General features: G+C 55.9%; 26 protein-coding genes. 15 read left to right on the top strand and 11 right to left on the bottom strand.

All coding sequences use genetic code 11. The annotated features are described in order from the left end of the window. The first annotated feature begins 400 nt into the window (after positions 1–400). From ABD735_RS04910 to ABD735_RS04890, 5 genes are read left to right on the top strand one after another with little or no spacing between them, the layout of a single operon-like run. Positions 401–1459 (top strand): ABC transporter substrate-binding protein, encoded by a 1059-nt coding sequence (locus ABD735_RS04910; RefSeq protein WP_344803909.1) that lies wholly within the window; start codon positions 401–403, stop codon positions 1457–1459. 22 nt (positions 1460–1481) lie between these two features. Beyond that, positions 1482–2291: an ABC transporter ATP-binding protein gene (locus tag ABD735_RS04905; RefSeq protein WP_344803907.1), complete on the top strand. Its 810-nt coding sequence runs from the start codon at positions 1482–1484 to the stop codon at positions 2289–2291. Between the two features lie 23 nt (positions 2292–2314). After that, the gene (locus tag ABD735_RS04900; RefSeq protein ID WP_344803905.1) at positions 2315–3259 is read left to right on the top strand and encodes an ABC transporter permease; all 945 of its coding nucleotides are present in this window, start codon (positions 2315–2317) and stop codon (positions 3257–3259) included. A 57-nt stretch (positions 3260–3316) separates the two neighbouring features. After that, complete coding sequence (locus ABD735_RS04895; RefSeq protein WP_344803903.1) at positions 3317–4855, top strand: amidohydrolase family protein; 1539 nt, start codon at positions 3317–3319, stop codon at positions 4853–4855. A 10-nt stretch (positions 4856–4865) separates the two neighbouring features. Further along, complete coding sequence (locus ABD735_RS04890; protein WP_344803901.1) at positions 4866–5597, top strand: aspartate/glutamate racemase family protein; 732 nt, start codon at positions 4866–4868, stop codon at positions 5595–5597. A gap of 19 nt (positions 5598–5616) precedes the next feature. On the opposite strand, the gene ABD735_RS04885 is transcribed toward ABD735_RS04890, so the two are convergent. After that, on the bottom strand, positions 5617–6855 hold the full coding sequence (locus tag ABD735_RS04885) for an amidohydrolase family protein (protein WP_344803899.1): 1239 nt from the start codon (positions 6853–6855) through the stop codon (positions 5617–5619). Between the two features lie 114 nt (positions 6856–6969). Here ABD735_RS04885 and ABD735_RS04880 point away from each other — a divergent pair, with 114 nt between their 5' ends. After that, positions 6970–7719, top strand: a complete 750-nt coding sequence (locus ABD735_RS04880; protein ID WP_344803897.1) for an MBL fold metallo-hydrolase — start codon at positions 6970–6972, stop codon at positions 7717–7719. A 55-nt stretch (positions 7720–7774) separates the two neighbouring features. Further along, complete coding sequence (locus tag ABD735_RS04875) at positions 7775–9142, top strand: rhodanese-like domain-containing protein (protein ID WP_344803895.1); 1368 nt, start codon at positions 7775–7777, stop codon at positions 9140–9142. A 120-nt stretch (positions 9143–9262) separates the two neighbouring features. Here the strand turns inward: ABD735_RS04875 and ABD735_RS04870 are convergent, their stop codons facing one another. Beyond that, positions 9263–9706, bottom strand: a complete 444-nt coding sequence (locus tag ABD735_RS04870; RefSeq protein WP_344803893.1) for an RES family NAD+ phosphorylase — start codon at positions 9704–9706, stop codon at positions 9263–9265. Between the two features lie 20 nt (positions 9707–9726). After that, positions 9727–10143 carry a type II RES/Xre toxin-antitoxin system antitoxin gene (gene parS / locus ABD735_RS04865; protein ID WP_344803891.1) on the bottom strand — a complete coding sequence of 139 codons (417 nt, stop codon included), beginning with the start codon at positions 10141–10143 and terminating at the stop codon, positions 9727–9729. A gap of 160 nt (positions 10144–10303) precedes the next feature. Here parS and ABD735_RS04860 point away from each other — a divergent pair, with 160 nt between their 5' ends. The 3 genes from ABD735_RS04860 to ABD735_RS04850 all read left to right on the top strand — a co-directional run bounded on the left by ABD735_RS04860 (position 10304) and on the right by ABD735_RS04850 (position 12138). Next, positions 10304–11374, top strand: a complete 1071-nt coding sequence (locus tag ABD735_RS04860) for a mechanosensitive ion channel family protein (RefSeq protein WP_344803889.1) — start codon at positions 10304–10306, stop codon at positions 11372–11374. Between the two features lie 99 nt (positions 11375–11473). Next, on the top strand, positions 11474–11713 hold the full coding sequence (locus tag ABD735_RS04855; RefSeq protein WP_344803888.1) for a type II toxin-antitoxin system Phd/YefM family antitoxin: 240 nt from the start codon (positions 11474–11476) through the stop codon (positions 11711–11713). Continuing rightward, positions 11710–12138, top strand: a complete 429-nt coding sequence (locus ABD735_RS04850) for a type II toxin-antitoxin system VapC family toxin (RefSeq protein ID WP_344803886.1) — start codon at positions 11710–11712, stop codon at positions 12136–12138. The genes ABD735_RS04855 and ABD735_RS04850 overlap by 4 nt, the downstream gene beginning before the upstream one ends. Positions 12139–12147: 9 nt before the next feature. Here the strand turns inward: ABD735_RS04850 and ABD735_RS04845 are convergent, their stop codons facing one another. The 5 genes from ABD735_RS04845 to ABD735_RS04825 all read right to left on the bottom strand — a co-directional run bounded on the left by ABD735_RS04845 (position 12148) and on the right by ABD735_RS04825 (position 16188). Then, complete coding sequence (locus tag ABD735_RS04845; protein WP_344803884.1) at positions 12148–14874, bottom strand: SNF2-related protein; 2727 nt, start codon at positions 14872–14874, stop codon at positions 12148–12150. A gap of 86 nt (positions 14875–14960) precedes the next feature. Then, the gene (locus tag ABD735_RS04840) at positions 14961–15194 is read right to left on the bottom strand and encodes a helix-turn-helix domain-containing protein (protein WP_344803882.1); all 234 of its coding nucleotides are present in this window, start codon (positions 15192–15194) and stop codon (positions 14961–14963) included. Positions 15195–15306: 112 nt separating this feature from the next. Continuing rightward, complete coding sequence (locus ABD735_RS04835) at positions 15307–15594, bottom strand: hypothetical protein (protein ID WP_344803880.1); 288 nt, start codon at positions 15592–15594, stop codon at positions 15307–15309. After that, on the bottom strand, positions 15591–15812 hold the full coding sequence (locus tag ABD735_RS04830; RefSeq protein ID WP_344803878.1) for a hypothetical protein: 222 nt from the start codon (positions 15810–15812) through the stop codon (positions 15591–15593). Before ABD735_RS04830 ends, ABD735_RS04835 begins: the two co-directional genes overlap by 4 nt. A 28-nt stretch (positions 15813–15840) precedes the next feature. Continuing rightward, complete coding sequence (locus ABD735_RS04825; protein ID WP_344803876.1) at positions 15841–16188, bottom strand: hypothetical protein; 348 nt, start codon at positions 16186–16188, stop codon at positions 15841–15843. 186 nt (positions 16189–16374) lie between these two features. Between ABD735_RS04825 and ABD735_RS04820 the strand changes: the two genes are divergently transcribed. The 3 genes from ABD735_RS04820 to ABD735_RS04810 all read left to right on the top strand — a co-directional run bounded on the left by ABD735_RS04820 (position 16375) and on the right by ABD735_RS04810 (position 19443). Continuing rightward, the gene (locus ABD735_RS04820) at positions 16375–18408 is read left to right on the top strand and encodes a DUF3857 domain-containing protein (RefSeq protein WP_344803874.1); all 2034 of its coding nucleotides are present in this window, start codon (positions 16375–16377) and stop codon (positions 18406–18408) included. Between the two features lie 3 nt (positions 18409–18411). Further along, positions 18412–18849 (top strand): hypothetical protein, encoded by a 438-nt coding sequence (locus ABD735_RS04815; RefSeq protein WP_344803872.1) that lies wholly within the window; start codon positions 18412–18414, stop codon positions 18847–18849. A 150-nt stretch (positions 18850–18999) separates the two neighbouring features. Continuing rightward, positions 19000–19443, top strand: coding sequence for a DUF3037 domain-containing protein (locus tag ABD735_RS04810; protein ID WP_344803870.1), 444 nt, complete (start codon positions 19000–19002; stop codon positions 19441–19443). Positions 19444–19748: 305 nt separating this feature from the next. Here ABD735_RS04810 and ABD735_RS04805 read toward each other — a convergent pair whose 3' ends face one another. Continuing rightward, positions 19749–20144 carry a type II toxin-antitoxin system VapC family toxin gene (locus tag ABD735_RS04805; protein WP_344803868.1) on the bottom strand — a complete coding sequence of 132 codons (396 nt, stop codon included), beginning with the start codon at positions 20142–20144 and terminating at the stop codon, positions 19749–19751. Continuing rightward, positions 20141–20371, bottom strand: coding sequence for a type II toxin-antitoxin system Phd/YefM family antitoxin (locus tag ABD735_RS04800; RefSeq protein ID WP_344803866.1), 231 nt, complete (start codon positions 20369–20371; stop codon positions 20141–20143). The genes ABD735_RS04805 and ABD735_RS04800 overlap by 4 nt, the downstream gene beginning before the upstream one ends. A gap of 246 nt (positions 20372–20617) precedes the next feature. Here ABD735_RS04800 and ABD735_RS04795 point away from each other — a divergent pair, with 246 nt between their 5' ends. Beyond that, positions 20618–20959: a hypothetical protein gene (locus ABD735_RS04795; protein ID WP_344803864.1), complete on the top strand. Its 342-nt coding sequence runs from the start codon at positions 20618–20620 to the stop codon at positions 20957–20959. 187 nt (positions 20960–21146) lie between these two features. After that, a complete protein-coding gene (locus ABD735_RS04790) occupies positions 21147–21983 on the top strand; it encodes a type 2 periplasmic-binding domain-containing protein (RefSeq protein ID WP_344803862.1) in 837 nt (278 codons plus the stop codon). A gap of 34 nt (positions 21984–22017) precedes the next feature. Here ABD735_RS04790 and ABD735_RS04785 read toward each other — a convergent pair whose 3' ends face one another. Further along, positions 22018–22845 carry an SDR family oxidoreductase gene (locus ABD735_RS04785; RefSeq protein WP_344803860.1) on the bottom strand — a complete coding sequence of 276 codons (828 nt, stop codon included), beginning with the start codon at positions 22843–22845 and terminating at the stop codon, positions 22018–22020. Positions 22846–22975 lie beyond the last annotated feature (130 nt).

The raw sequence follows: 22975 nt of genomic DNA, 5'->3' as shown, positions 1-22975 counted from the left end.
GGTATAAATCATTGGCCAGATCAGAGATGAGTCCAGTTAATGCACCAATTCAGGATGTTGCCTGCCTGCTTTGCACGATTAAAGTGCAAAATAAAATTTCGTTATGCACACATAAAACTAGAGAATTGTGGACAATTTATTCGCATGAATATGCGGGTTAAGCCGTTACTGCACTGGGCTTGATGCGATTTGCGTCCAAGGCAGCGCTCCAGGCGTGTGAACTCATGGCATGACGCTTGCTCTGGCCAGAACAACGCAAGCACACAGCCACCTCGAGCACGTCAGAGGGCAAGAGCAGGGCTTGTGACAGATGCAACTCGCTCTCGTCGAGGCGCAATGTTTTCCCACTATTCATTTCTGATGATTGGAGTTCGCTATGTGTGATAGGCATGGAAACTATATGCAGAACGTCGAAGAGTTGCTGAAGTCTCGCCGCAATTTCTTGAAGGGCGCGTCCATGACTGGCGTTGCGGCATTGCTGCCCATGGGTTTCGCCGCTGCGCTAAACCCCACTGCCTCATGGGCTGCCAGCTCCACTATGATCAAGACGACGCACGGTACTGGTTTCTGTAACCTGGGGCTGTTCCTCGTTAAAGAGCGCAATCTGGCAAAGGATGATGGCGTCGAACTTGATTTCGTAGTCACACCGTCCAACGCTGATATCGCAACGCTGTTCGGCGCCGGCATCGTCGAAATGTCGATGATCCCCTATTCCAATTTCATAACGCTCTACGACGCCGGCGCGCCAGTGAAGATTGTCGCCGGAGGTGGTGTCGAAGGGTGCATGATCGTCGCTGCGGAAGGCATCAAGAGTGCCGCGGATCTGCGCGGCAAAACGCTCGGCACTTTCCAGGCCGATACACTGGAAGTGTTGCCGTTCGACTATCTGAAAAAGGCTGGCATGAGCTTCAAGGATGTCGATGTGCGTTACTTCAACACCTCGCCTGAGATGGCACAGGCCTTCATCAGCGGTGCCATCGATTCGATGTGCCACATCGAGCCATACGCCTCGCAGTCGCTCGCTTCGCGAAAGGGCGCAACGATCATTTCAGACGGAACAGATCTCTACGGATCGGAATATTCGGATTGCGTACTGGCGGTAAGAACTCCGCTGCTGGAAAAGAATCCGGGAGCTGTCAAAGCCGTCATCAAGGCCCTCTTAGTCGCACAAAGCCAGGTCGAAGCCGATCCGGAAGCAGCCCTGAAGGCCACCGTAGGCCGGTACTACAAGACGTCGATGGAAGCCGCACGGGATGCGAAGAACAAGCAGCCGGTCAAGATCGATCAGCGCGATCAGACATCTTTCATTTTAGCGCGCGGTGAGTCACTCAAGGAGCTGGGTTACGTCAAGAAGATTCCGGATGACAAGGCCATCGACTGGACGCTGCTGGAGCAGGTCATTGCGGAGAACCAGCCTTTGTACGACAGCCTCAAGCTGACATCAGCTGGCATTGCCTGATCACCAACACAGGACTGAATCCATGGCTGTTCCCGCTGTTTCCTGCCATCAGGTATCGAAAGTCTGGAACCCTGATAGCGCATCACCATTGCTGGCACTGGACGACCTGTCATTTGAAGTAGAGCGTGGCGAGTTCATCGTTCTGCTGGGGCCGTCCGGCTGTGGCAAGAGCACCTTGCTGTACATGATTGCCGGGCTCGAGTCGACGAGTTCCGGCACCATCGAGTGCGACAAGCTGCCGGTGACCGGGCCCGACTCCGATCGCGGCATGATTTTCCAGGAGGCCTCGCTCTATCCATGGCTGACCCTCTCAGACAACGTGACCTTCGGCCTCGGTCTGCGTGGCATGGGGCCGGGATTGCGGCGTGAAGCCGCCAGCAAGATCATGAAGAAGGTCGGCCTTGGCGACATGCTCGACAAGCGGCCGGATGAACTCTCCGGTGGCATGCGCCAGCGGGTCGCCGTCGCGCGGGCCCTCGCCATGCAGCCAAAGGTCCTGATGATGGACGAACCCTTTGCTGCGCTGGATGTGCAGACGCGTACCAAGATGCAGGACTTCCTGCTACAGATCTGGCGGGATAGCGGGGCGTCAATCATTCTCGTGACCCATTCCATCGATGAAGCCATTTCGCTGGCCGACCGCATCATCGTCTTCACCTCGCGTCCTGGCCGGGTGAAAAAAGATATTCGCGTCGATCTCGAACGCCCGCGCAGTCCGCGCGATCCAGCCTTCCATGCCTTGCAGGACGAACTATCCGAACTGCTGGCGGATGAAGTCGATCGGGCCTTCGCCGATCAACAGCGCAGCGAAACCGGTAGCCATACGGCGTGAGCCGTTCAACAACGGAAGCCCCCATGAAAAGCAGCGATGAAGGTTATGCCTCTCCGACGGCGACACATCCGGCCACCGGCCCCGATGTGACGCCCGTCACCAGCGCGCCAGCTCGTCCGAGAAAAATACTCGGTGGACTGTCAGGGAAAATGAAGTCGAGAGTCGAAACCGCCTGCTGGTGGCTGCTGTCAGTCGGCATTTTCGCCGGTCTCTGGGAGTTCTGCTGGTACGTCGGCTGGGCGGACCCACTGCTCATGCCACCGCCGCACATCTTTCTATCCAACCTTCCGGAGCAGTTCAAGTTCTTCGACCGCGGCAACATTGTCGGTTCCGATGACACGGGCGCCAGTGTGCTGGGTGTTCTGGCGGTCATTCTCTGGACCACTATGCGCGTGGTGGTTGGTCTGGGAATCGGTTTCGCACTCGCAGTCGCTACCGGCCTGCTGAACCGTTACAACCGCATCTTCGGCAACCTGACTCTGCCGACCATTACATTGCTGGCACCGATCTCTCCAGTGGCATGGTTGCCCATCGCCATCTTCCTGTTCGGCATCGGCAATACGCCGGCCATTTTCATGGTCTTCGTCTCGGTGTATTTCATCATCGTGCTGGCCACCCTGAATCAGATCGACAACGTGCCAGCCAACTACATACAGGTGGCCCGCATCATGGGCGCCACCAAGCGCCAGATGTATACCAGGGTGATCCTGCCGTCGATCCTGCCAGGATTGTTCATGACCTTGCGGCTGAACCTCTTTGCCGCCTGGATGGTCGTTCTCATCGCAGAGGCTGTGGGCGTTGGCAGCGGCCTGGGGCAGATCGTCATGATGGCGCGCAATACCTTCAACTCATCGCTGGTGTTCTTCAGCATGACCCTCATCGGTCTGCTCGGCTTCCTGCTGGATCAGCTACTGCGCATCGTACAGAAGCGTCTCCTGTGGTGGATCGATCAGGAAGGACGCAAGTAGGCGAGAGGCCCCTGTCATGGATTTCTCAATGTTTCTATCAAATCGAGCGAAGCTTCTATGAAAGAATCAATCTTCAAGGCGAAATGGATAGTCCGTGGCGCCATCGATCGCGACCGCGCCGATGTGCTCGAAAATGGCGCGCTGTTCCAGCGTGACGGCGTGATCGTCGATATCGGTCCGCTGGCAGAGATCGAAGCAAAATACCCTTCTGCCGAAGTGATCGGTTCTGACGATCACATCATTCTGCCAGGTTTCGTCAATGCGCATCACCACGTCGGTGTGACGCCCTTGCAATTGGGGTCACCGGATCATCCGCTCGAACTGTGGTTCGCCAGCCGTATGTCGGCACGGGATATCGACAAGTATCTCGATACGCTCTATTCAGCCTTCGAAATGATCGCCTCCGGTATCACCACGGTTCAGCATATTCATGGCTGGATGCCCGGGCCGCTCGAACAGATCAACAAAGCGGCCCTGCAGGTCGTCAATGCCTATCGTGATGTCGGTATGCGAGCCTCCTACTGTTATGCCGTTCGGGAGCAAAACCGGCTCGTCTATGAATCTGACGAAGCCTTCGTCGCCCGGCTGCCTGCCGACCTTCAGGCTTCGGTCGCAGAACACCTGAAGAAACAGGCGATTCCATTTGCTGATAATCTTGCCCTCTACGACAACCTCGTCGCGGAGAATGAAGGCCAGACTCGCACCCGCATCCAGCTTGCACCGGCCAACCTGCATTGGTGTTCCGACAATGCCCTCAGCGCACTGGAAGAGCGCTCGCTGCGGGATGATGCACCGATGCACATGCACCTGGTCGAAACCGCCTATCAGAAAGAATATGCGCGTCGCCGAACCGGCACGACTGCACTCAAGCATCTCGGCAAGCTGGGCATCCTCAGTCCCCGCCTGACCTTGGGCCATGGCGTTTGGCTCACAGAAGAAGACATCGAAATTGCCGCTCAGCATGGCGTTTGTATCTGTCACAACTGCAGTTCGAACTTCCGCTTGCGCAGCGGCGTTGCGCCGCTCAACGCCTTCGAAAAACACGGCATGACAGTCGGCATCGGTCTGGATGAGGCTGGCATCAATGAAGACCGCGACATGCTGCAGGAAATGCGTCTGGTATTGCGCGCCCATCGCGTGCCCGGCATGGATGACGTCGTGCCGACCGGCCCACAGGTGCTGCGCATGGCAACGGAACACGGCGCGATGACGACCCCATTCGGTAAGGACATCGGCCGTCTCGATCCTGGCCGGATGGCTGACTTCGTCGTCATCGATCACCGCAAGGCTCTCTGGCCTTATCAGGATGACCAGATTCCGATCCTCGATTCGATCATGCAGCGTGCCAAAACCCAGTCGGTCGACAAGACCGTCGTCGGGGGAGAAGTGATCTACGACAACGGCCGCTTTACAAGGGTCGATCGCGACCAGGTACTCAATGAGATCGCGGAGCAGCTATCGAAGCCTCGGACCGCAGAAGAAGAGCAGCGCATTCACCTTGCGAAAGCCGTCTTCCCGCACGTTAAGAAGTTCTATGAGGGTTACCTGGATGGGGAGAAGCGCGAACCGTTCTATGCCCCGTCGTCACAGGTCTGATGCGCACACTATGAAAATCAAGGTCATCAACCCAAACGTGACGCTGTCCATGACCGATAAGATCGGTGCGGCAGCGCGCATGGTCGCCGCCGCGGGCACCGACATCATTGCCGTGAGTCCCCGGAACGGCCCCGTGTCTATCGAAGGGCACTACGATGAAGCACTCAGTGTCGTCGGCATACTTGACGAGATCCGCACAGGCGAGTCCGAGGGCATCGATGCCTATGTGATTGCCTGTTTCGGTGACCCTGGGCTGCTTGCGGCGCGTGAGCTGGCAACCGGACCCGTGATTGGTATTGCCGAAGCGGCCATGCACACGGCCAGTCTTCTGGCTACCGGCTTTTCAGTGGTCACAACGCTTGAACGGTCCTGCATCATCGCTGAACACCTGACGCATACCTATGGGATGGCGAAGTTCTGCCGTGGCGTTCACGGTAGCAATGTGGCCGTGCTCGACCTTGAGGAGGCTGAATACGATAGTTACCGCATCATTCTGGATAGTTGCCGTCACGCACTCACGGCTGACCGTTCAGGGGCGATCGTTATCGGCTGCGCTGGCATGACGGACCTCTGCGCCAGACTGCAGGACGAACTCGGAGTGCCGGTAATCGATGGTGTGACTGTTGCCGTCAAATGGGCCGAAGCGTTGGTCGCCATTGGATTGAAGACCAGCAAGAAAGGCGACCTTGCGCCGCCGATCCCCAAGCCGTTTATCGGTGACCTGGCGCGCTTTGGCCACTAATCCCTGACCATGCACTGGCTCAGGATGCGGCCTCGGGTCTGAGGATCTCTGGAGCACTTCGCTGAAAGGTCTGTCGCCCCGCCTTGAAGCCCATCAGAGGCTGACCGATTTCAGCGATGACCGCCGCAGGCGTTTCCGCGTCCAGCACGATAAAATCTGCTCGACAGCCCGGCGACAGGCCATAGTCGCTCAGGCGCAGAATGCGGGCCGATTCAGTGGAAACCCAGTCCAGACATTGCAACAGCTCGGCCGTCGTGCCGAGGTGGCTGACGTTGGCAAACAGATTGGCCTGGCGAATCAACGAGAGATCACCGTAGGGCGTGAATGGATTGCCGACATTGTTCGTGGAGACCGAACAGGTGACACCACAGGCATGCAGCCTGGCCAGCGGTGCAACGCCGCGAGGAATGTCATGAGTGGCGTTCCTGCCACCGAGGAACAGATCAGTGCTTGGCAGTGCCGTGACATTCACGCCTGCTTCTGCAAGCGCCAGGGCCAGCGGGTCAAACTGCGCCGGAGGCAGTGCGGAGAGCTTGGTGACATGACCAATGGTGACACGGTTCTGCCAGCCGTAGTCGAGGGTACATTGAATAACGGTTGGTACGGTCAGTCCGTCTGGTTCGAGATCGAAATCCAGATGCAGATCCAGATCGCAGTCATAGCGCTGAGCAAGTTCGAAGAGCCGCCTTATCTGCCCGTCAGGATCAGAATCCATGTAAGGGCAACCGCCCAGCACCTTCGCCCCCTGATCCAGTGCCTGGCAAAGCAGGGTTTCTGTACCGGGATTATTGAGCAAGCCCTCCTGGGGGAATGCGCAGATTTCGAGCCCCAGAGCCCATGCGTAATCTGCCTGTAGCCGCTTGATGGCGTGGAAGCCCGTGAGGCCGATTCCAGGATCAATCTCCACATGGGTGCGCATGTAGGTCGTGCCCTGAATGATGGCCTTGTCCAGTACCAATGCGCCCCGAGCGTAGACATCCTCTTCCGTGAATGCCGCCTTGGCCTTGCTCGTCTGGCTGATGGCTTCTGCCAGTGTGCCATCGTGCAGCGTGCATCGATCCATGATGCAGGCCTTGTCGAGATGGATATGGGTTTCGATCAGGCCAGGGAGCACGAGGCGCCCGTTCATGTTTCGCTGCAACGGAGGCTCGGCACGGGCTTCGAAGTGGTTGACGAAATAGCCATCCTCGATCAGAAGATCAGTAGTGCTTTGAGGACTATCCGGCAGGCGGACGCTGCGGAGTATCAGTTGGGTCATGTTGCTTTGGCTCCGGATGAGCCTCCATACTGCAAGAAACCTTCAGAATTTGCCATGCAGCAGTCCTGTGCGGAACCCGGATCGTAAACAGCTCCACAACACGGAGGATGCGTCATGATCTTCAGACAACTCTACGAGCCTGTTTCCAGTACCTACACCTATCTCATCGGCTGTGACGACACTGGTCAGGCAGTCCTGGTCGACCCCGTCATCAATTCGCTGCAGCGCGACCTGGATGAGGTGCAGAAGCTTGGCCTGAAGTTGACTCATACCCTGGATACCCATATTCATGCTGACCACATCACCTCGGCCCTGCAGCTCAAACAGAAAGCAGGGAGCAGAATCGCTGCCCCGGCCATGGATCGCCTGCCGTGCACCGATGTGGGAATCGAAGAAGGCAAGCTCTTCGAGGTGGGGCGCCTGAGCTTCAAGCCCCTGCATACGCCTGGCCATACGGATGGACACTTTGCCTATGTTATCCAGGACAGGGTGCTGACCGGGGATGCCCTGCTGATCGATGGCTGCGGCCGCACGGATTTCCAGAACGGCGATGCAGACACCCTCTATCGCAGCGTCACGGAAAAGCTCTTCACCTTGCCCGAGGACTACCTGATTTATCCTGCGCATGACTATCAGGACCGGCGTGTGTCTACAGTCGCGCAGGAGAAAAACCGTAATCCTCGCCTCGGCCAGGGCAAGGATCTGGCGCAGTTCCGCGAGATCATGCAGAACCTGAATCTGGCTTACCCGAAGTTCATCGACTATGCGGTGCCTGGTAATCGCCAGTGTGGCGTCTGCCCTGAAGACCTGCCCGAACAGCTTGCCGCTTATTGTGAATGGATGGCCCATAGCCCGCAGGGTTAGCGATTCGAATTCCACCCTGAACCATGAGATGTTCATTCAAACAGGAGCGCTCACCATGAAGCTCATTCCCATCGAAACACCAGCTATTTCACACTTTGCCTATCTGCTATGCGACGGCAACGAAGCCGCCGTGATCGATCCACGGCGGGACGTCGAGGAGTATGTGGCAGCCGCCAGCGCGCAGGACTGCACGATACGCTATGTCGTCGAGACCCATCGGCAGGAAGACTTCGTGCTGGGGTCTGCGTATCTGGCCAGGTTGACTGGCGCTCGCATGGTCACGGGTAAGCATGAGCTCTTCGGACATGGCGATATTCGCCTGGGTGACGGGGAAAGCTTCAGCCTAGGTTCACTGCGCGTCGTCGCGCTGGAAACGCCCGGACACACGCCTGAAAGCCTCTGTTACGCAGTCTACGAAGCCGACAATGACGTGCCCTGGTGTGTCTTCACCGGCGATACGCTGTTCTTTGGTGACACCGGCAGGACAGATTTACCCGATGTCGACGACACGGCCCAAAATGCAGGGCTCATCTACGATTCGATACACCAGCAGCTCGCGGATCTCGGCGATACTACCATCGTCCTGCCAGCCCATGGGCCAGGGTCGGTGTGTGGCAGCGGGATGGCCGAGAAGCCCATGTCGACGATTGGTGCCGAGAAGCGGTACAACAAGGTGTTTACCATGAGTCGCGCCGAGTTCGTTGAATACAAGGGCAGCGAACGGCCCCCGCGGCCGCCGTATTTCCGGCATATGGAAAAGGTCAATCTGCGAGGCGGACTGCCACCGAAGTCGATTGAACACCAGCCGGACTTGCTAACGAGTGCTAAAGTGGCTGATATGCAGCATGATCATCTACTGATCGACACGCGTGAGCCGGAAGCGTTCGCCGGCGGACATGTTCCAGACAGCTACAGCGTCTGGATGGGTGGCCTGCCGGTGTTTGGCGGTTGGGTGGCCGAAGCCGACACTCCCATCGTGTTGATATGCGACCGCACCGACGATGTGGCGGTGGCGACGCAGCATCTGAATCGCATCGGCATCGACAACGTCAAGGCTGGTCTGGCCGGTGGATTCCCGAGTTGGCGGAAAGAGGCAACACCGATCAGGAGCTGCCATGTCATCACGCCGGTGGCACTCCATGAAGAGCGAGATCGGTACCTTGTGCTCGATGTTCGTGAAGACGACGAGTTCGCCTCTGGTCATATCGAGGGCGCGCAGAATATTTATGTCGGGTATCTGTCGGAGCGGCTGGACCAGCTGAAAGCCAGCAAGTCCGACCGGATTGTCGTGACTTGTGGTGTCGGGCATCGAGCAGGCGTCGCCGTCAGCATTCTGCTCAAGGCAGGGTATACGAACGTCAGCAATCTGCTTGGCGGGATGAGTGCGTGGCAGAAGTTTAAGCTGCCGGTTGTTGAGGGGTGACCGGGTTGAGCGATGACGCTCTTACTTCGATAAGTAGTTCGTCAGCAGCGGGAGTTGGTTTGTTCAGGCTCGTCAGTTCGAGTCTGACGTAACGGCCGAAGCCATTTAGGCTTACTGCTCTCATTTGCGAAGTCGCTCATCAACGTTGAATTCCAGCTCCACGGCGCTAGCAAGGATATTGGCAAACTCTCCGTGCGCAGGGTTGAGAACATAGTTGGTCTCACGGGGCACGATGACACTCGGTACTGCAAGTGCTACCGACTCAGCCTTTCGCAGCCACGCATCACCGATGGTCGTCGTTTCTTTTGGGGTGGCTTTGTTTGCCCAGTTAGGGGGCAGTTGGTCATGAGAGAGCACTTCAATAAGATCGTCGGGTAGAACAACCTGGAACGGGCGGTATGAGTCGAGCAGCGCGTAATCATCCAGGTGGACCATGATCTCAAGGATCGTCAGAGACTCGCTGGATCCGACGTACACGCAGGGTAAGCCTTTGCTGTTCCAGCGGCCTCCGGCGAGGCGGGCACCCTCGCCTGAGAAAGGGTTATTGGCGAAACGGGACTTCACGAGCCGATAACCAATTGCCATCAGGAAAATACGCCGTGTTCAAGACGGATGATGAGATCGATGACAGCCTGCGCCTCTGCAGAGGTCGAGAGCATGTCGATGGGCCGACGGTCACCCAGGCCTCTGACTGGTCGTGTCATCCACCTCACCGCCTTGCTCGTGTCGCCTTCGAACAAGGCGGTAGCCGCTGAGAGCTGTTGAGCAAAGCGGTAGACGCGATCACTCTCGTCACGGGTAAACACGCCGCTCTTCATTCGCCGGCTGAGCGTGGTCGGCGCCAACGCCAGTGCTTCGCTAATGTCGGCTTTGGTAAGTCCAGATTGTTCAGCCAATGCATCGAAGACCTTGGTGCTGAAGCCCTCGGCGATTTGTGCGAACAAAGCCTCACCTTGCTGTGGTATGCCGGTTGAGGTCCAGATATCGGCGGTTGGCATCATACGAACACCTTCGAGTCACCATTTGACATATTTATAGTATACCAAGTGGTGTTGGCTAGCTAGGACTCAAAAGGTCTCGATTTTATTCCGAGGCGAGCCAGCGTATGCAGCACCACGTAGACCCCTAGATCCCAATAGTTTGAGAACTCGCGGAGGATGTATGCTGCAGGTGATTGAGGAAGGTCTGATTGCCTGGGCAGGTACTGCCGCCTTTTCTCTACTCGCTATATCCCTGGGTTTCGGGCTGTACAAGGCGCTGGTCTTTGTTGTTGACCGATTTGCCGAACCTGATTCCGCTTCACGAATATTCCTCACCGCCACAGCAGGCCCGCTGGGCATTATTTTTTGTTTGCTGGCACTATCGGGTGTGCTGCATTCGGTGCCTCAGGATCTTCCGCTGTTGGCGTCCGTTCAGGCCGTGACGACCTTGCTGCTGATTCTGGCGATTACCTGGGCGGCGGTGGGTAGTATCTCAGCCATTGGCGAGGTCATCGTGAAGATGAATCCGGCGCTGGATGACCAGTGGAAGCGGGCACGCAAGGTTGAGACACAGACCCGATTCCTCGTTCGCTGTCTCAACGTGATCATAGTCCTCGTGGGTATCAGTGCCGCGCTGATGACCTTTGACTCAGTCAGGCAGATTGGTACCAGCCTGCTGGCCTCGGCCGGTATCGGTGGCATCATCCTCGGTTTCGCGGCTCGCCCGGTGCTGAGCAATATGCTGGCCGGCATGCAGATAGCGCTTACCCAGCCCTTCCGTATCGATGACGTGCTACACGTTCAGGGTGAGTGGTGCTGGGTGGAGGAAGTGACGTCGACCTATGTGGTGCTGCGCATCTGGGATCTGCGTCGCCTGATCGTGCCCTTGCAATGGTTTATCGAAAACCCGTTTCAGAACTGGTCGCGGTATAGCGCCGACCTGCTTGGCACAACCACCATCTGGGCTGACTATGGCATTCCGATCGACCCCTTGCGCAAGGAATTCACGCGCCTGCTCGAAGAGTCGACGAACTGGGACCGCGCAACGGCGTCGGTTCAGGTGGTGGAAGCTGGCGAGAAGGCCATCCAGATCCGCTTCCTGATGAGCGCCAGAAACTCAAATAGTCTCTGGGATCTGAGATGCGCGATGCGAGAAGGCATGATCAGCTTCATTCAGGAAAACTATCCAGAGTATCTGCCCAGGTTTCGGGCGGAGGTGGAGGACAATACAGCACAGGGGCCGGTTGAGTGATAGCAGCGTGAACAATTGGAGATAGATGTCTTGGTCCTCACTGATTGCTTCCTTGTTAAGTAGACTAGTATACTGGTCTAAATAACAAGGAGCCGGTCAATGCATGAGGAAATTGGGTCGTACGAAGCAAAGACAAAGCTTCCTGAAATTCTTCGTCGGGTCGAAGCCGGTGAAGCCTTTACGGTTACGAACAGGGGTCGAGCCATCGCTGATGTAATTCCGAGTCGTGCAGGCGACCGGCTCAGAACAGAAACAGCGATTGCCAATATCCTGAAGGCTAAAAAGCACCGGATATCAGACGTGGAGTTGGCAGAACTCAAGAATGCCGGGCGCAGGTGACAGATTTCGTTCTGGATAACTCCGTAGCGATGCGCTGGCACCTTGCGAGTGTGAAGTCCAGCGATCAGAGATATGCGGAAGATGTGCTTGTAAGCCTGACCGAATCGAATGCTCGAGTTCCCAACCTCTGGCACCTAGAGGCGGCAAATGTTCTCCTGGGCGCCGAGAAGCGTGGCGATACCTCGCTTGGTGAGGTGGAGCGATTTATTGCGCAACTCGAGAACCTGCCAATCAAGGTTGACCCGTTGACGGCAAATTACTCTTTTACCCGTGTCATGGCGTTAGCAAGAGCCTATAAGCTCAGCAGTTACGATGCTGCTTATCTGGAGCTGGCGATACGCGATGGACTGCCGATTGCAACTCTGGATAAGGACTTGATCAAAGCAGCGAAGAAGTCCGACGTGGCGCTTTATTTGAAAGCATGAGGTTATTGCCTAGCTAAACAACTCCGCCAAATCACTCTCATCAAACCCATAGCTCATCCCCCCAGCACTATCGTAAACGCTCTCAGCCAGCGCGCGCTTCCGCTCCTGCAGGCCGAGCATTTTTTCTTCGACGCTGTCTTCCACAATCAGGCGATAGACAAATACCGGCTTGTCCTGGCCGATGCGATAGGCGCGGTCGGTGGCCTGATCCTCGACGGCGGGATTCCACCATGGGTCATAATGGATCACGGTATCCGCCGCTGTCAGGTTGAGCCCGGTGCCGCCGGCCTTTAGGCTGATCAGGAACACCGGTACCTCTTCATTCTGGAAACGCTGCAGTGGGGTTGCCCGATCACGGGTGGCACCGGTGAGTTTGACGTAGTCGATCGCGGCGGTCTGGAGGGCGCTTTCGATGCGCGACAGCATGCTGGTGAACTGGGAGAAAATCAGCACACGTCGGCCTTCCTCCAGCAATTCCGGCAGCAAGGTAAGCAGCAGTTCAAGCTTGGCGCTTTCATTGATCTGCTGCGCAGCCGGTAGTTTCAGCAGAGCAGGGTCGCAGCAGATCTGCCGCAATTTCAGCAGTGCATCCAGCACCTCGATCTGGCTACGTTTCAGGCCTTTGCTCGCGACTAGCCTGCGCACCTTTTTCTCCATGGTGACCCGCACTGTCTCGTAGAGATCGCGCTGTTTCGTCTTGAACACCGCACGCTTGATCATGATGGTTTTTGGCGGAAGTTCAGTGGCGACTTCGGCCTTGGTGCGCCGCAGCATGAAAGGCGCGATTCGAGCGTGCAGTGCGCGTTGGCGGCGAGCATCGCCATGCTGCTCTATGGGTTTCCTGAAGTGGCGATTGAAGTGTGTTCGTTCGCGAAGCAGTCCGGGATTCAGGAAGTGGAACTGTGACCAGAGTTCGCCGAGATGATTTTCCAGCGGTGTGCCAGTCAGGCACAGGCGCTGTGACGCAGTGAACCGGCATAGCAACTGTGTGACCTTCGAGAGCGGATTCTTGATGTTCTGTGCCTCATCCAGAATCAACTGTGACCACTTTCGGCTCATCAACACTTCGGCATCGCGTATAACGAGCGGATAGGTGGTGATGATCAGGTCGTGCTGATCGATTGCAGAGAAATCGAGATGCCGATCTGGCCCATGCAGCACCAGCAGTCGAAGCGTGGGCGCGAATTTCGCTGCCTCGGCACGCCAGTTGGTAATCAGACTGGTCGGCACGACGAGCAGCGCTGGCCGCGACAGTCGACCCTCAGCCTGCTCAACACACAGGTGCGCGAGGGTCTGTATGGTCTTGCCAAGCCCCATGTCGTCGGCCAGGATACCGCCAGCCTCGGCCCGTCGCAGCAGCTGGAGCCAGCGCACGCCCTCGGACTGATAGCCGCGCAAGGTAGCTTTGAAGCTATCAGGCAGTTCCACCTCATCGGCCAGCGCCGGCCGGCTTAGCTGGTCAATCATCCGGCACAGTCTGACTACGCTCTCGTGGTGACGCGACTCCATCTCGAGCTCGTCCAACAGTGCCATATCCGCCTGCTGAATGCGCACGCCGCTCTCGATATCCGAGTTCTTCGGCTGGGTATCGAACAGCTCGTAGAGCGTGCTGATCAGTGTGCGAATCCGGCTGACCGGCAGATAAAGCTTGGTGCCGTCTTCGACGACCACTGGCAGCGCGCCGCCCTCAGGCAATTGTGCCAGTGACGCAGGGGTGTACTCATTCATCAGCCGCAGCAGGCAGGGGAGTAGCTCGTACTGCCGGCCATCAATCTCGATGCCTATGCCAAGAAAGAGGCTGCCATCTTCGGCCGGTGAGAGGTCGTTGAACCAGGTGACGTCCTCCTCCGGCACGACGATATTGGCGAAGGGAAAGTCGTCGTTGTAGCGAACCTCCCAGCCCTCAGTCTCCCAGCGGGGCACGACCTTCGTCATGAGCTCAATCCAAGGTTGGTCCTGATGCACCAGATCGAAAACCAGCCCATGCGCAAGGTCGTCGTCCGTGGTCGAGGCTTCGGCACTCAGGAGCGGCCTGAGTCCGACCCAGTGCAGCTCGTCCAGCCAGGCCTGTTCAGCTTCCACATTGCGCACGATGGCAAGGCACTCACCGTCGACCACCAGTGTCTGTTCAACGCGCTCGGCATCGATATCCTCGGGGAGCGTGTCCACCGTCACGTCCTCGTAGCGAAATCCTGGCAGCACGTAGCAGAACTGTTCGCTCTCGAGCAGCGCATTGACGGGCTCACCAGCATCTTTCAACAACTGCTTCTGCTGTTGTAGCAGGGTGCGTACGCGACCACTGCGATGGGCCTGATACCGGCCCTTGCCAAAGCGCAACAGCGGCTGAGGTTCGGCTTCTATGCGGCGGGTAGGGCGTTGCGATGGCTTTGCCTCCGTGGCTTTGACGGGTGTGATGTTGGCGGGCTCGGCAGTGATGGCCTCCGCCTGCTGAGCAAAGTATTCGAAGACGACTGCCGTGACATGCTTGCAGTCCCGATGCACAGGGCAACTACACAGTCCCATAACGCGGTTCTTGCCCCGCGGATTCGTTGCAGGATTGTTGACGAAGACTGTCTGCCGATATGGCTCGCGCGTGCTGCCCTGAACCAGGCCCTGAAGCTCGCCGTCGTCCTGCACATGAACATCCAGCACCTTGCCGCGTCTGAACAGGTCGCGGCCCTTGTCGAGCGTCTTTTTGTCGAAGGAGGTGAGGAAGTTGTCGATGGTGGTGTTCATGCAGGAGGTTGGGTCGGTGGGTTGGATGGCGGGGTTAGTTTACTGGGTTTGGGGGGATGTTTCAGGTGGGAAGGTGAAATGGGAAGCTAGTAACCCATGCCTTCGTCTTGAGAGAGCTGGGCTAGCTCATCAAGGGTTTTGCGGCGGGCATTTTTGTTACGCTCTTTGAAAGCGAGTATGTCTTCCAGAATCACTGTGCGATAAGCGTCAATTTTACGGTACGGGATCTCGCCTTTTTCCAATAAAGCGTCCAAATAGGCCCGGCTGACGCACAACAGCACGGCGGCTTCCTCAGTGCTTAACTCTTGTTGACGAAACATGGGGCATCCAAAGTCAGAAAAATAAGTTTCGTTTGCATACATGGTTAATCAAGCAGATGAAAAAAGCGAAATTGAAGCAACCGGCGGCGTCGTCGCTGCCGGTTGCTTCTCGTCAATCGCGGGTACAAGCCGTCCGATCGGGGATTTCTGAATACATTTCCTCCAACCACGCGTTCAGGTCTTCTTGTGTGTCGAAATCTTCATCGGTTAAGGCTTCATACTCTTCTGGCGATATCAAATTCTTGTCTATGGCCTCTCTTAGTTGCGTTCTGAACAACTCCGAGTCGTAGGCAAAGCCTTTGCCGGTGATGATTGCACGGGATATCAGTTGAGGGTCATAGCACTCAATTTGATAGAATTCTTTGATGACAGATCTCAATGGTTCTTTGATTTGGCTCATTTTGCTTCTTGCGATTTGGGATTAGGATAGAGCGTATGCAAATTGACGTTACCGACGTCATCCAGCTTATAAATTGCTAGGAAACTGCCATCGGTGAAGTCGATCGGTACATGTCCGGTCGGGTTTTTCTCGCTGCCAAGTCGAGCTACGCCACTCAGCGCATCCAGTGCTCTACCTCTAGCGAGTAAAGCCCCACCAGCACCCGTGCCTATCATCACTACTGGCGCCAGATCCCGACCACCCGCTTCAGCACCATTCTTTATCTCCAGGCGCAGGCAGGTCAATGCCGTCTGTTTTTCGGTGCATCGTTTCGGCTTGCTGCTTCAGAGCCGCTGAACCTTCTGGATCGAGCTTGCTGATCAGTGCAGCGTCACTGTGCACTTCAGAGGCCGCCAGATCGCTGGCCACTTTCAGGTTGTGTTCCAGCTGATCGCTGACTTCAATTGCGAGGCCCTTACCCAAGCCGACGATCCCGTCACCAGGATGAGTGACCGCCAGAGCGAGATGCTCCGTCCAGGCTCTGCCACCGCCCAGGTCTTCGTTCAGTGCCCCCAGCTGATCGATCGGCAGCAGCTCATTCAGAGCAGCTTTCACAGCTTGCGCATCGGCGGGTGTCCTGCCAGCTAGGGCAGACCCTAGCTAGGGTTTACCCTAGGTGCTGGAAGAGGCGGGCCCTGCTAAAGATCTGGTGCTTTGATTTGACAATTGTTGACAGTTGCACCGGCCGCACTTTGCGGGATGGATGGTATATTTGTTCCATCCTCAAACATCGGGTAAGTCATGCTGTCTACCTCACGAGTTCTGGCAATCGGGCTGCTCGTGCTCGCCGCCTCTATGGCGAGTGCACAGTCCGAAGCAATGCCATCCGAGCCTGCTTTTCATTCGTTCAATGGCTATAACTTCCGCTACTCACAGTCCCCGGACTGGGTGCATCCTGTTCGCTTTGACGACACCCCGGCCGCTGAGGGAAAAGAGGGTGCTGTCCACTATCACCTGGTGGATGAGCAAATCAGAGTGGATGACTCTGAAACCACGGCCTTCCGCCGCTACGTCAAGAGACCTTTGACTATTGGTGGTATTGAAGAAGCTTCAAAACTTGAAGTCCGTTTCAATCCAGCCTTTGAAGCGCTTGTCTTCCATAGGGCTGGTGTATGGCGAAAGGGGGTCTTCGAATCGCGATTCGATGCAAAGGCAGTGCGAATATTAAATGCAGAGCGGGACTACGAGAGCGATATTCTGACCGGTCAGGTCACCGCACTGCTCTATCTCAAGGACGTTCGTTCTGGGGATGACATCGAGATCGCCTATTCGATCGTGGGGCGGAATCCGACGCTGGGCGACCGCTTCGCCCACTGGTTTGCGCTGAACTGGACGCAACCCGTGGCCCGGCGGACGATCCGCATTCTTATGCCTCACCAGCGTCCGCTCAAACTTCAAAACTACAATCATGATCTTGCCCCGATCACGAGCAGGCTCGGCAGCGACACTGTGTTCGAGTGGGATGTGCGCAATGGTCCCGTCATGGTCGACGATGGTGACTATCCCGCCGAGTACGATGCACAGCGTGCAGTGAGTGTTTCAGAATACGACGACTGGCAATCCGTAGCAGACTGGGCGCAGCCGCTGTATCCGATCGAAACAGTAACTTCCGCGGAGTACGCGGCCCTGGTGGCGGAGCTGAAACAGTTGCCCAGACCTGCCGCGCTCATGCGGGCGCTGGGCTTCGTCCAAAATGAGATCCGCTACGTTTCGTTGTCCTTCGGAAGTAATGCCTTCAGACCACATCGGCCGGATGATGTGCTCGAGGCCCGCTATGGTGACTGTAAGGACAAGACCCTGTTACTGCTGCACCTGTTACAGGCCATCGGTATCGAGGCTCATCCAGCGCTGGTGTCTACTACCCGCCAGGCAGGTATCGCCACGATCGCACCAATGCCCGATATCTTCGATCACATCATCGTTCGCGCAGTAGTGGAGGGGAAGACCTACTGGTTGGACGGCACCCGCCGTTTTCAAGGCACGAGCCTGGACACTGTGGGCATGGCTGATTTCGGATATGCACTGGTGCTGGCATCACAGCAGAGTGGCGGGGGGCTAAAGGCCATCGAGATCAGCTCTAACTATGAGCCGAAGCAGCACGTTATCGAGCGCATTGTCGTAAGCGCATACGACGAGCCCGCACGCTACGAAGTTGATACCGTGTACGAGGGCAGTTTCGCGGAGTCCGAGCGAAGTGCGCTGGCCGAGTCTGGTCGAAGCAAGCTTGAGCAGCAGTACCTCACCTATCAGAAGGATATCTACAAAGGGCTCACATTAGCAGAGCCGCTGGCCGTGGAAGACGATGTGGCTGAAAACCGCATCGTGATCAAGGAGCGTTATGAGATTGCCGACTTTCTAACGCTGGAGGAGGGCTGGCTGAGCTATGGAGTCAGCCCCTACGGCATCGACACGGTTCTGCAGATGCCAGAGAAAAAGCAGCGAACTGGACCGGCGTACATCGGCAGCCCTGGGATGTATAGGAGCACGGTCAGCGTGCAGATGCCCCACGCCTTTATTTCTGGTGACGATGTCACTTTTCAGAAAGTACTGGGGCCAATCAGTTACGACTATTCGCAGTCCGACGATGGCCGGACGGTCACCGCCGAGCAAACACTGCACGTCAGGAACCACGCCCTCCCTGCTGAGGCCATGCCGGAGCTGAGCGCGCTGCATGAGTCGATCGCAGACCGTCAATGGGTCAGTAGCGTGCATCCAGAGAACACGCCGACCGTGGCGTTTCTGCGCAAGGTTATCATGAAAATACAGGAGCTCTAGGGTATGGCCATCAGCAAGCAGCAATTTCGTCTTTTGATTGTGGCGGAGATCCTGTTAGGGGTGGCTGCGACTGTCTTTACCTTTTACTGGCAAAGTCCTGTGGTGGAGAAAGTGCAGGCCTTTGCAGATTCACTTGAAGGGCTGCTTTCTCCAGATTGGTATGTGGCACTCATGGGGACTGCCATATTGCTCTTGATCGTTTATGTCGTGGCGCTGATCGGACTCATATTGTTCAGGAATTGGGCCCGATGGCTTTATGTCATCGACATGGTGGTGGCTTTTCCGGTGATCTTTTATATCGTGCCGGTGGCCGTCGAAGGGCCACTGGAAACCATGCTTCTCACTATGGGAGAAATGTTGTCCGGCGCGATCATCGCCCTGATGTTTTTCTCGCCCGTCTCCAAATTCTTCCAGCGGGAAGCCAGCACCAATTATCAGTGATTATCACTGCGAGTGATAAATTATCAGGTGTGGTGATAAAGCGGGATAAAGTGACGGAGCCGCTGTCGTGAACCTCGAGAGGTTGAAGCGTTGCGATGCGTCTCACTACTGCATTGACAGTATTTTCAACGTCTCTCATAGTGACGAGACATGGAAAGAACTGCCTGCCAATACGCCCTTGTACGTTTCATGCCGTATGTGAATACCGGCGAGTTCGTCAACGCTGGTGTGCTCTTGTGGGCGCCGCGAAGTCGTTATCTCGGCTATAAGCTGCTACAGGACAAGTCACGTCGGATTACAGAGTTTTTCGAGTATCTTGATCCAAGCATCTTTTGTGAGTCGATGAGGGTTCAAGCCAACGAGTTCGCGCGGGTGAAGCGCTTAGTATCTGAAGATCTTTCGTACGATCCGCGGACAAAATCCGAAGTCGACTGGCGTGATGACGTGTTCCAGGAATTGATCCGCCCGAGAGAGACCATTATTTGCTACAGTGAGCAGCGCATGGTGTTGTCTGAGAATCCGCAGGGCACGCTCGAGCGACTTTACGAATACTATGTGGGTAGAAAGATCGAGGCCAAATCAAATTTTATTTGAGCAATAGAAGCTAGTTATCCTTCCTGCAAGTGGATTGGGGTGCCCGGTCGGCGTCATAGCCCCGGTGAGTCTCATCGGGGCTTTTCGCTTTCAAGGGAAGGGCGTTTTGCCTCCCCGACGGATGAACTTTTTCTTCCTACGGCTATTTCTGCCAGCTAATTCTTTCCATACTAAACGTAGCCTTTAGTATGGCGCCGGAATTTTTCCATACTAAAGGCACACGAACATATACAGCCTGATTGGCTATCGCTTCAGCCCTGCCGAACTACCGAGAAATCCTCGGTAGTTGGATTGACGTACAAGCGTCACCAGATCGTATCGACGAGGCTGGATTGACGCAGGTTCATGTCGGCTGTAACGAGTTGTGCGTTGTGTATAATGGATGTGGCAGCAATGATCCGATCGGCTGGGTCGTTATTTATTTCCTGTCCAAAGCTGGTGGAGAGCTCTGCGATTTCCGGGGAGATCGTCACGACAGCAAGATTTCGTGAGGCGAGATACAGGTCGATGAAGTTAGCGGCAGTGCATTCCACCTTGATGCGGTCACGCTGGATGAGCATCGCGATCTCCCATATTGAGATATCGCAGATGATCAGCGCGTTATGTTCATCCGCTTTGGCGATTGCAGCACTAGCCTCGCCAGTGAGCTTGCTGCGATCAAGTGCATCCCAAATGATCGCGCAGGTGTCAAGCAGGATCACTGTAAGGCATCCCACTCAGCGTCCAACGGAGTGGTGACATCATTGATCCTGGCGGTCTCAGCAAGCTCTCTCAAGCGTTGCTGTGCCATCGATTTTCTGTCCACAGGTGCAGCGATGGTGGCCAATACTCTGCCTTTGGTAGTGACGGTGATCTGCTCACCCTGACTCGCTTTTTCAAGGTAATTGAGTAGGTTGGCTCTTAACTCGCTGATATTGACAGTCAACATGTGGGGCGCTCTCCGATTTGTACAGTTGAATTGTACAAGAGTTGGTTCGAAGCGGCAACGATAGAGCCGCTAGACAAAAGCCTCCTCCTTCGTCGACCTGGCATAGAGCTTGTTCATTAGCTTGAACAGCACACTGACGCTGTGAGGTCTCTCTTCCGATGCGATCAAAAATTGATCATTCTTCTGGCGTTTCCGATCACCCCACTGCTAAAATCGCGCCCTTACTCAATAGCAAGGATGCTAAGAATGATACGAATAGCCGTAATACTGTTGTCTCTCCTCATCAGCGCGTCAGTGCTCGCCGCAGAACCTGAGTTCAATGCGTCCACTGACGACAGCTACATGAAATCGCTGTCTGCAATTGGCAAAATAGCTTCCAAGGCAGATGGTCAGCGATTGCAGAAAATATTGATCGCTTACGGGATGGGTGAATTCGTCGCCACTGATGGCCCTGTTTATACTTATAACGGAAAACATTCGGAAGAACTCTTCCAGAAGGCTTACCTGTACTCGCTGAGCCAGTTGAACGGCCTGACAATGCAGGAAATTTTCGCCAAGTACGAAGCTGATAAAAAGGCTGCGAAATAGAGTCTTCGTTCCGAGATGGCCTGAGGCGCTGACACGCTGTCAAACGCCTCCCCCCGCTTCACAGGCATTCATTGAATTCCAGAGGCACAATCCTGGCTTCGGTTTTCCGCCCATATGATCGTGTTCGCGTGTGCGAATCAATCGCTCTATACTGACCAAATGTCGTCGAATTGTGCATTGGAGCTTGATGAAAGCAATAAGCGGAACATCCTTTAAAGCGCGACTGGCGGTCGTCATTCTTTCCCTGATCGCGCAGACCGTCCAAGCAGAGTCTTCGACTGTTGATGCCAGCCCTAACTTGATATTAGGCGGTCCCGTCTTTCCAACAGGTTGGATGTATCTGGATAATGGTTCTGTTGGAGGGCAGCGACCCGAATTCTTCGACAAAGTCGCGCGTCATGCTGGATTCAGTTGGCAGGGGCAGCTGTTTCCTGCCAAACGATTGATGTCAAATCTTCTCCAAGGACACGTGGAAATCACCATGCTTGTCCAGAATCCATTGTTGGACCAACCGAATCTCATTCTCTCCGGTGAGGAAGCCATCTATACAGAGAACCTGAACATCTATGGTAAGAGTGGCTCGGCACCGGTGCGATATCGAAGCGATCTGATGGGCAAGAAAATCGTAGTTATGCGTGGCTATGGATATGGTGGTTTCAAGAGATGGCTTGATGACCCAGATAACCGCGTCCAACAATTCGAAGTCGACAGCTTCCAACAGGCGATATCCGTATTGATTGAACGCCAACAAGACTATGCGTTGCTCTACGATCTCAACCTTGAAGCAGGGTTGAAGGCGCTCAGCAAGGATGGAGACCATGCAGCTTCTAAGCAAGCAAAGCAGTTTACCGTCACCAAGTGGGCGAAGGTGCCCGTTTATTTTCACTTGAGCAAGCGTGCCTTGCCCGATGCGCAGGCAGTGCTGGACAAATTGATGAACAGTGTTCATGAGCTACAGGATGAGGGGGTTCTACCGCTGGTGGAGCTTCAGGAAATGCCGGGCGATCAGGGCACTTTGAATTAGAAACATCAGTGCCCAGGTATGAGTGAGTGCGCCGCTAAACGAAACCATCCTCCTTCGCTGACCGGGCGTACTGCTTGTTCATTAGCTTGAACAGCACGCTCGGGAAGAAGCGTTTGATCCAGAGCCCGTGCATTTCCACGCCGCTCCCCACGCCGATCTCTGGCTTGCCCTTACTCAGACCCTTGACGATGACGCGGGCGCATTCGTCGGGGTCCATCCCTGCCGCGATGTTGCTGTCAGTCTTGCCGAAGGCAGAGCCGTCGCCGGTCATGGCATTTTCAGAAAGCTCTGTGCGAATAAATCCGGGCAGGATCGTGCTGACCTGGATATTGTGCTGATCAACCTCCGTGCGGAGCGCATCGAAAAATCCGACCACGGCATGCTTCGCAGCGCAATACCCGGTGCGGAAGGGGGCGCCGATCTTGCCGGCGACGGAGGCCGTGATAACGAGGTGACCACCGCCCTGGGCGATCATCTGCGGCAGGACCGCCTTGGTGAGGGCGATCTGACCAAACACGTCGACTTCGAAGATCTTGCGGTAGGTCGCCATATCCGTATTCAGGCAGCTCGAACGCTGGGAGATACCGGCATTGTTGATCAGCATGTCAATTCTGCCGGCGGCCGCAACGGCGTCGGTGACGCACTTCGGCAACGAGGCTTCATCGGTCACATCCATCGGCAGCACGATGCTGGCGCCACGACCACTAGAAACAGTGTCGCAAGCTGCCTTCACTTCAGCGAGCGCATCAGCCCGTCGAGCCGAGAGAATCACCGTCGCACCTTGCCGCGCAAACTCGAGCGCCAGTGATTTGCCTATGCCGGAGGAGGCACCGGTAATCCATATGACTTTGTCGTTATACATGCTGATTGTTCCAGGCAGCTGATTATCGCGTCAGTCTGGCAGGTTAGCTGGGAACTGAATACTGTTGAGTGCTAGTGCATCAACTGCGCGAGTGGGTGTCCAACAGCCAGACTCGTCGGCCAAACATAGC

The sequence above is a fragment of the Allohahella marinimesophila genome (genome assembly GCF_039538005.1).
Taxonomy (GTDB): domain Bacteria; phylum Pseudomonadota; class Gammaproteobacteria; order Pseudomonadales; family Oleiphilaceae; genus Allohahella; species Allohahella marinimesophila.
The sequence above is the reverse complement of the archived record's forward strand: the minus strand, read 5'-3'. Positions and strand labels throughout refer to the sequence as shown.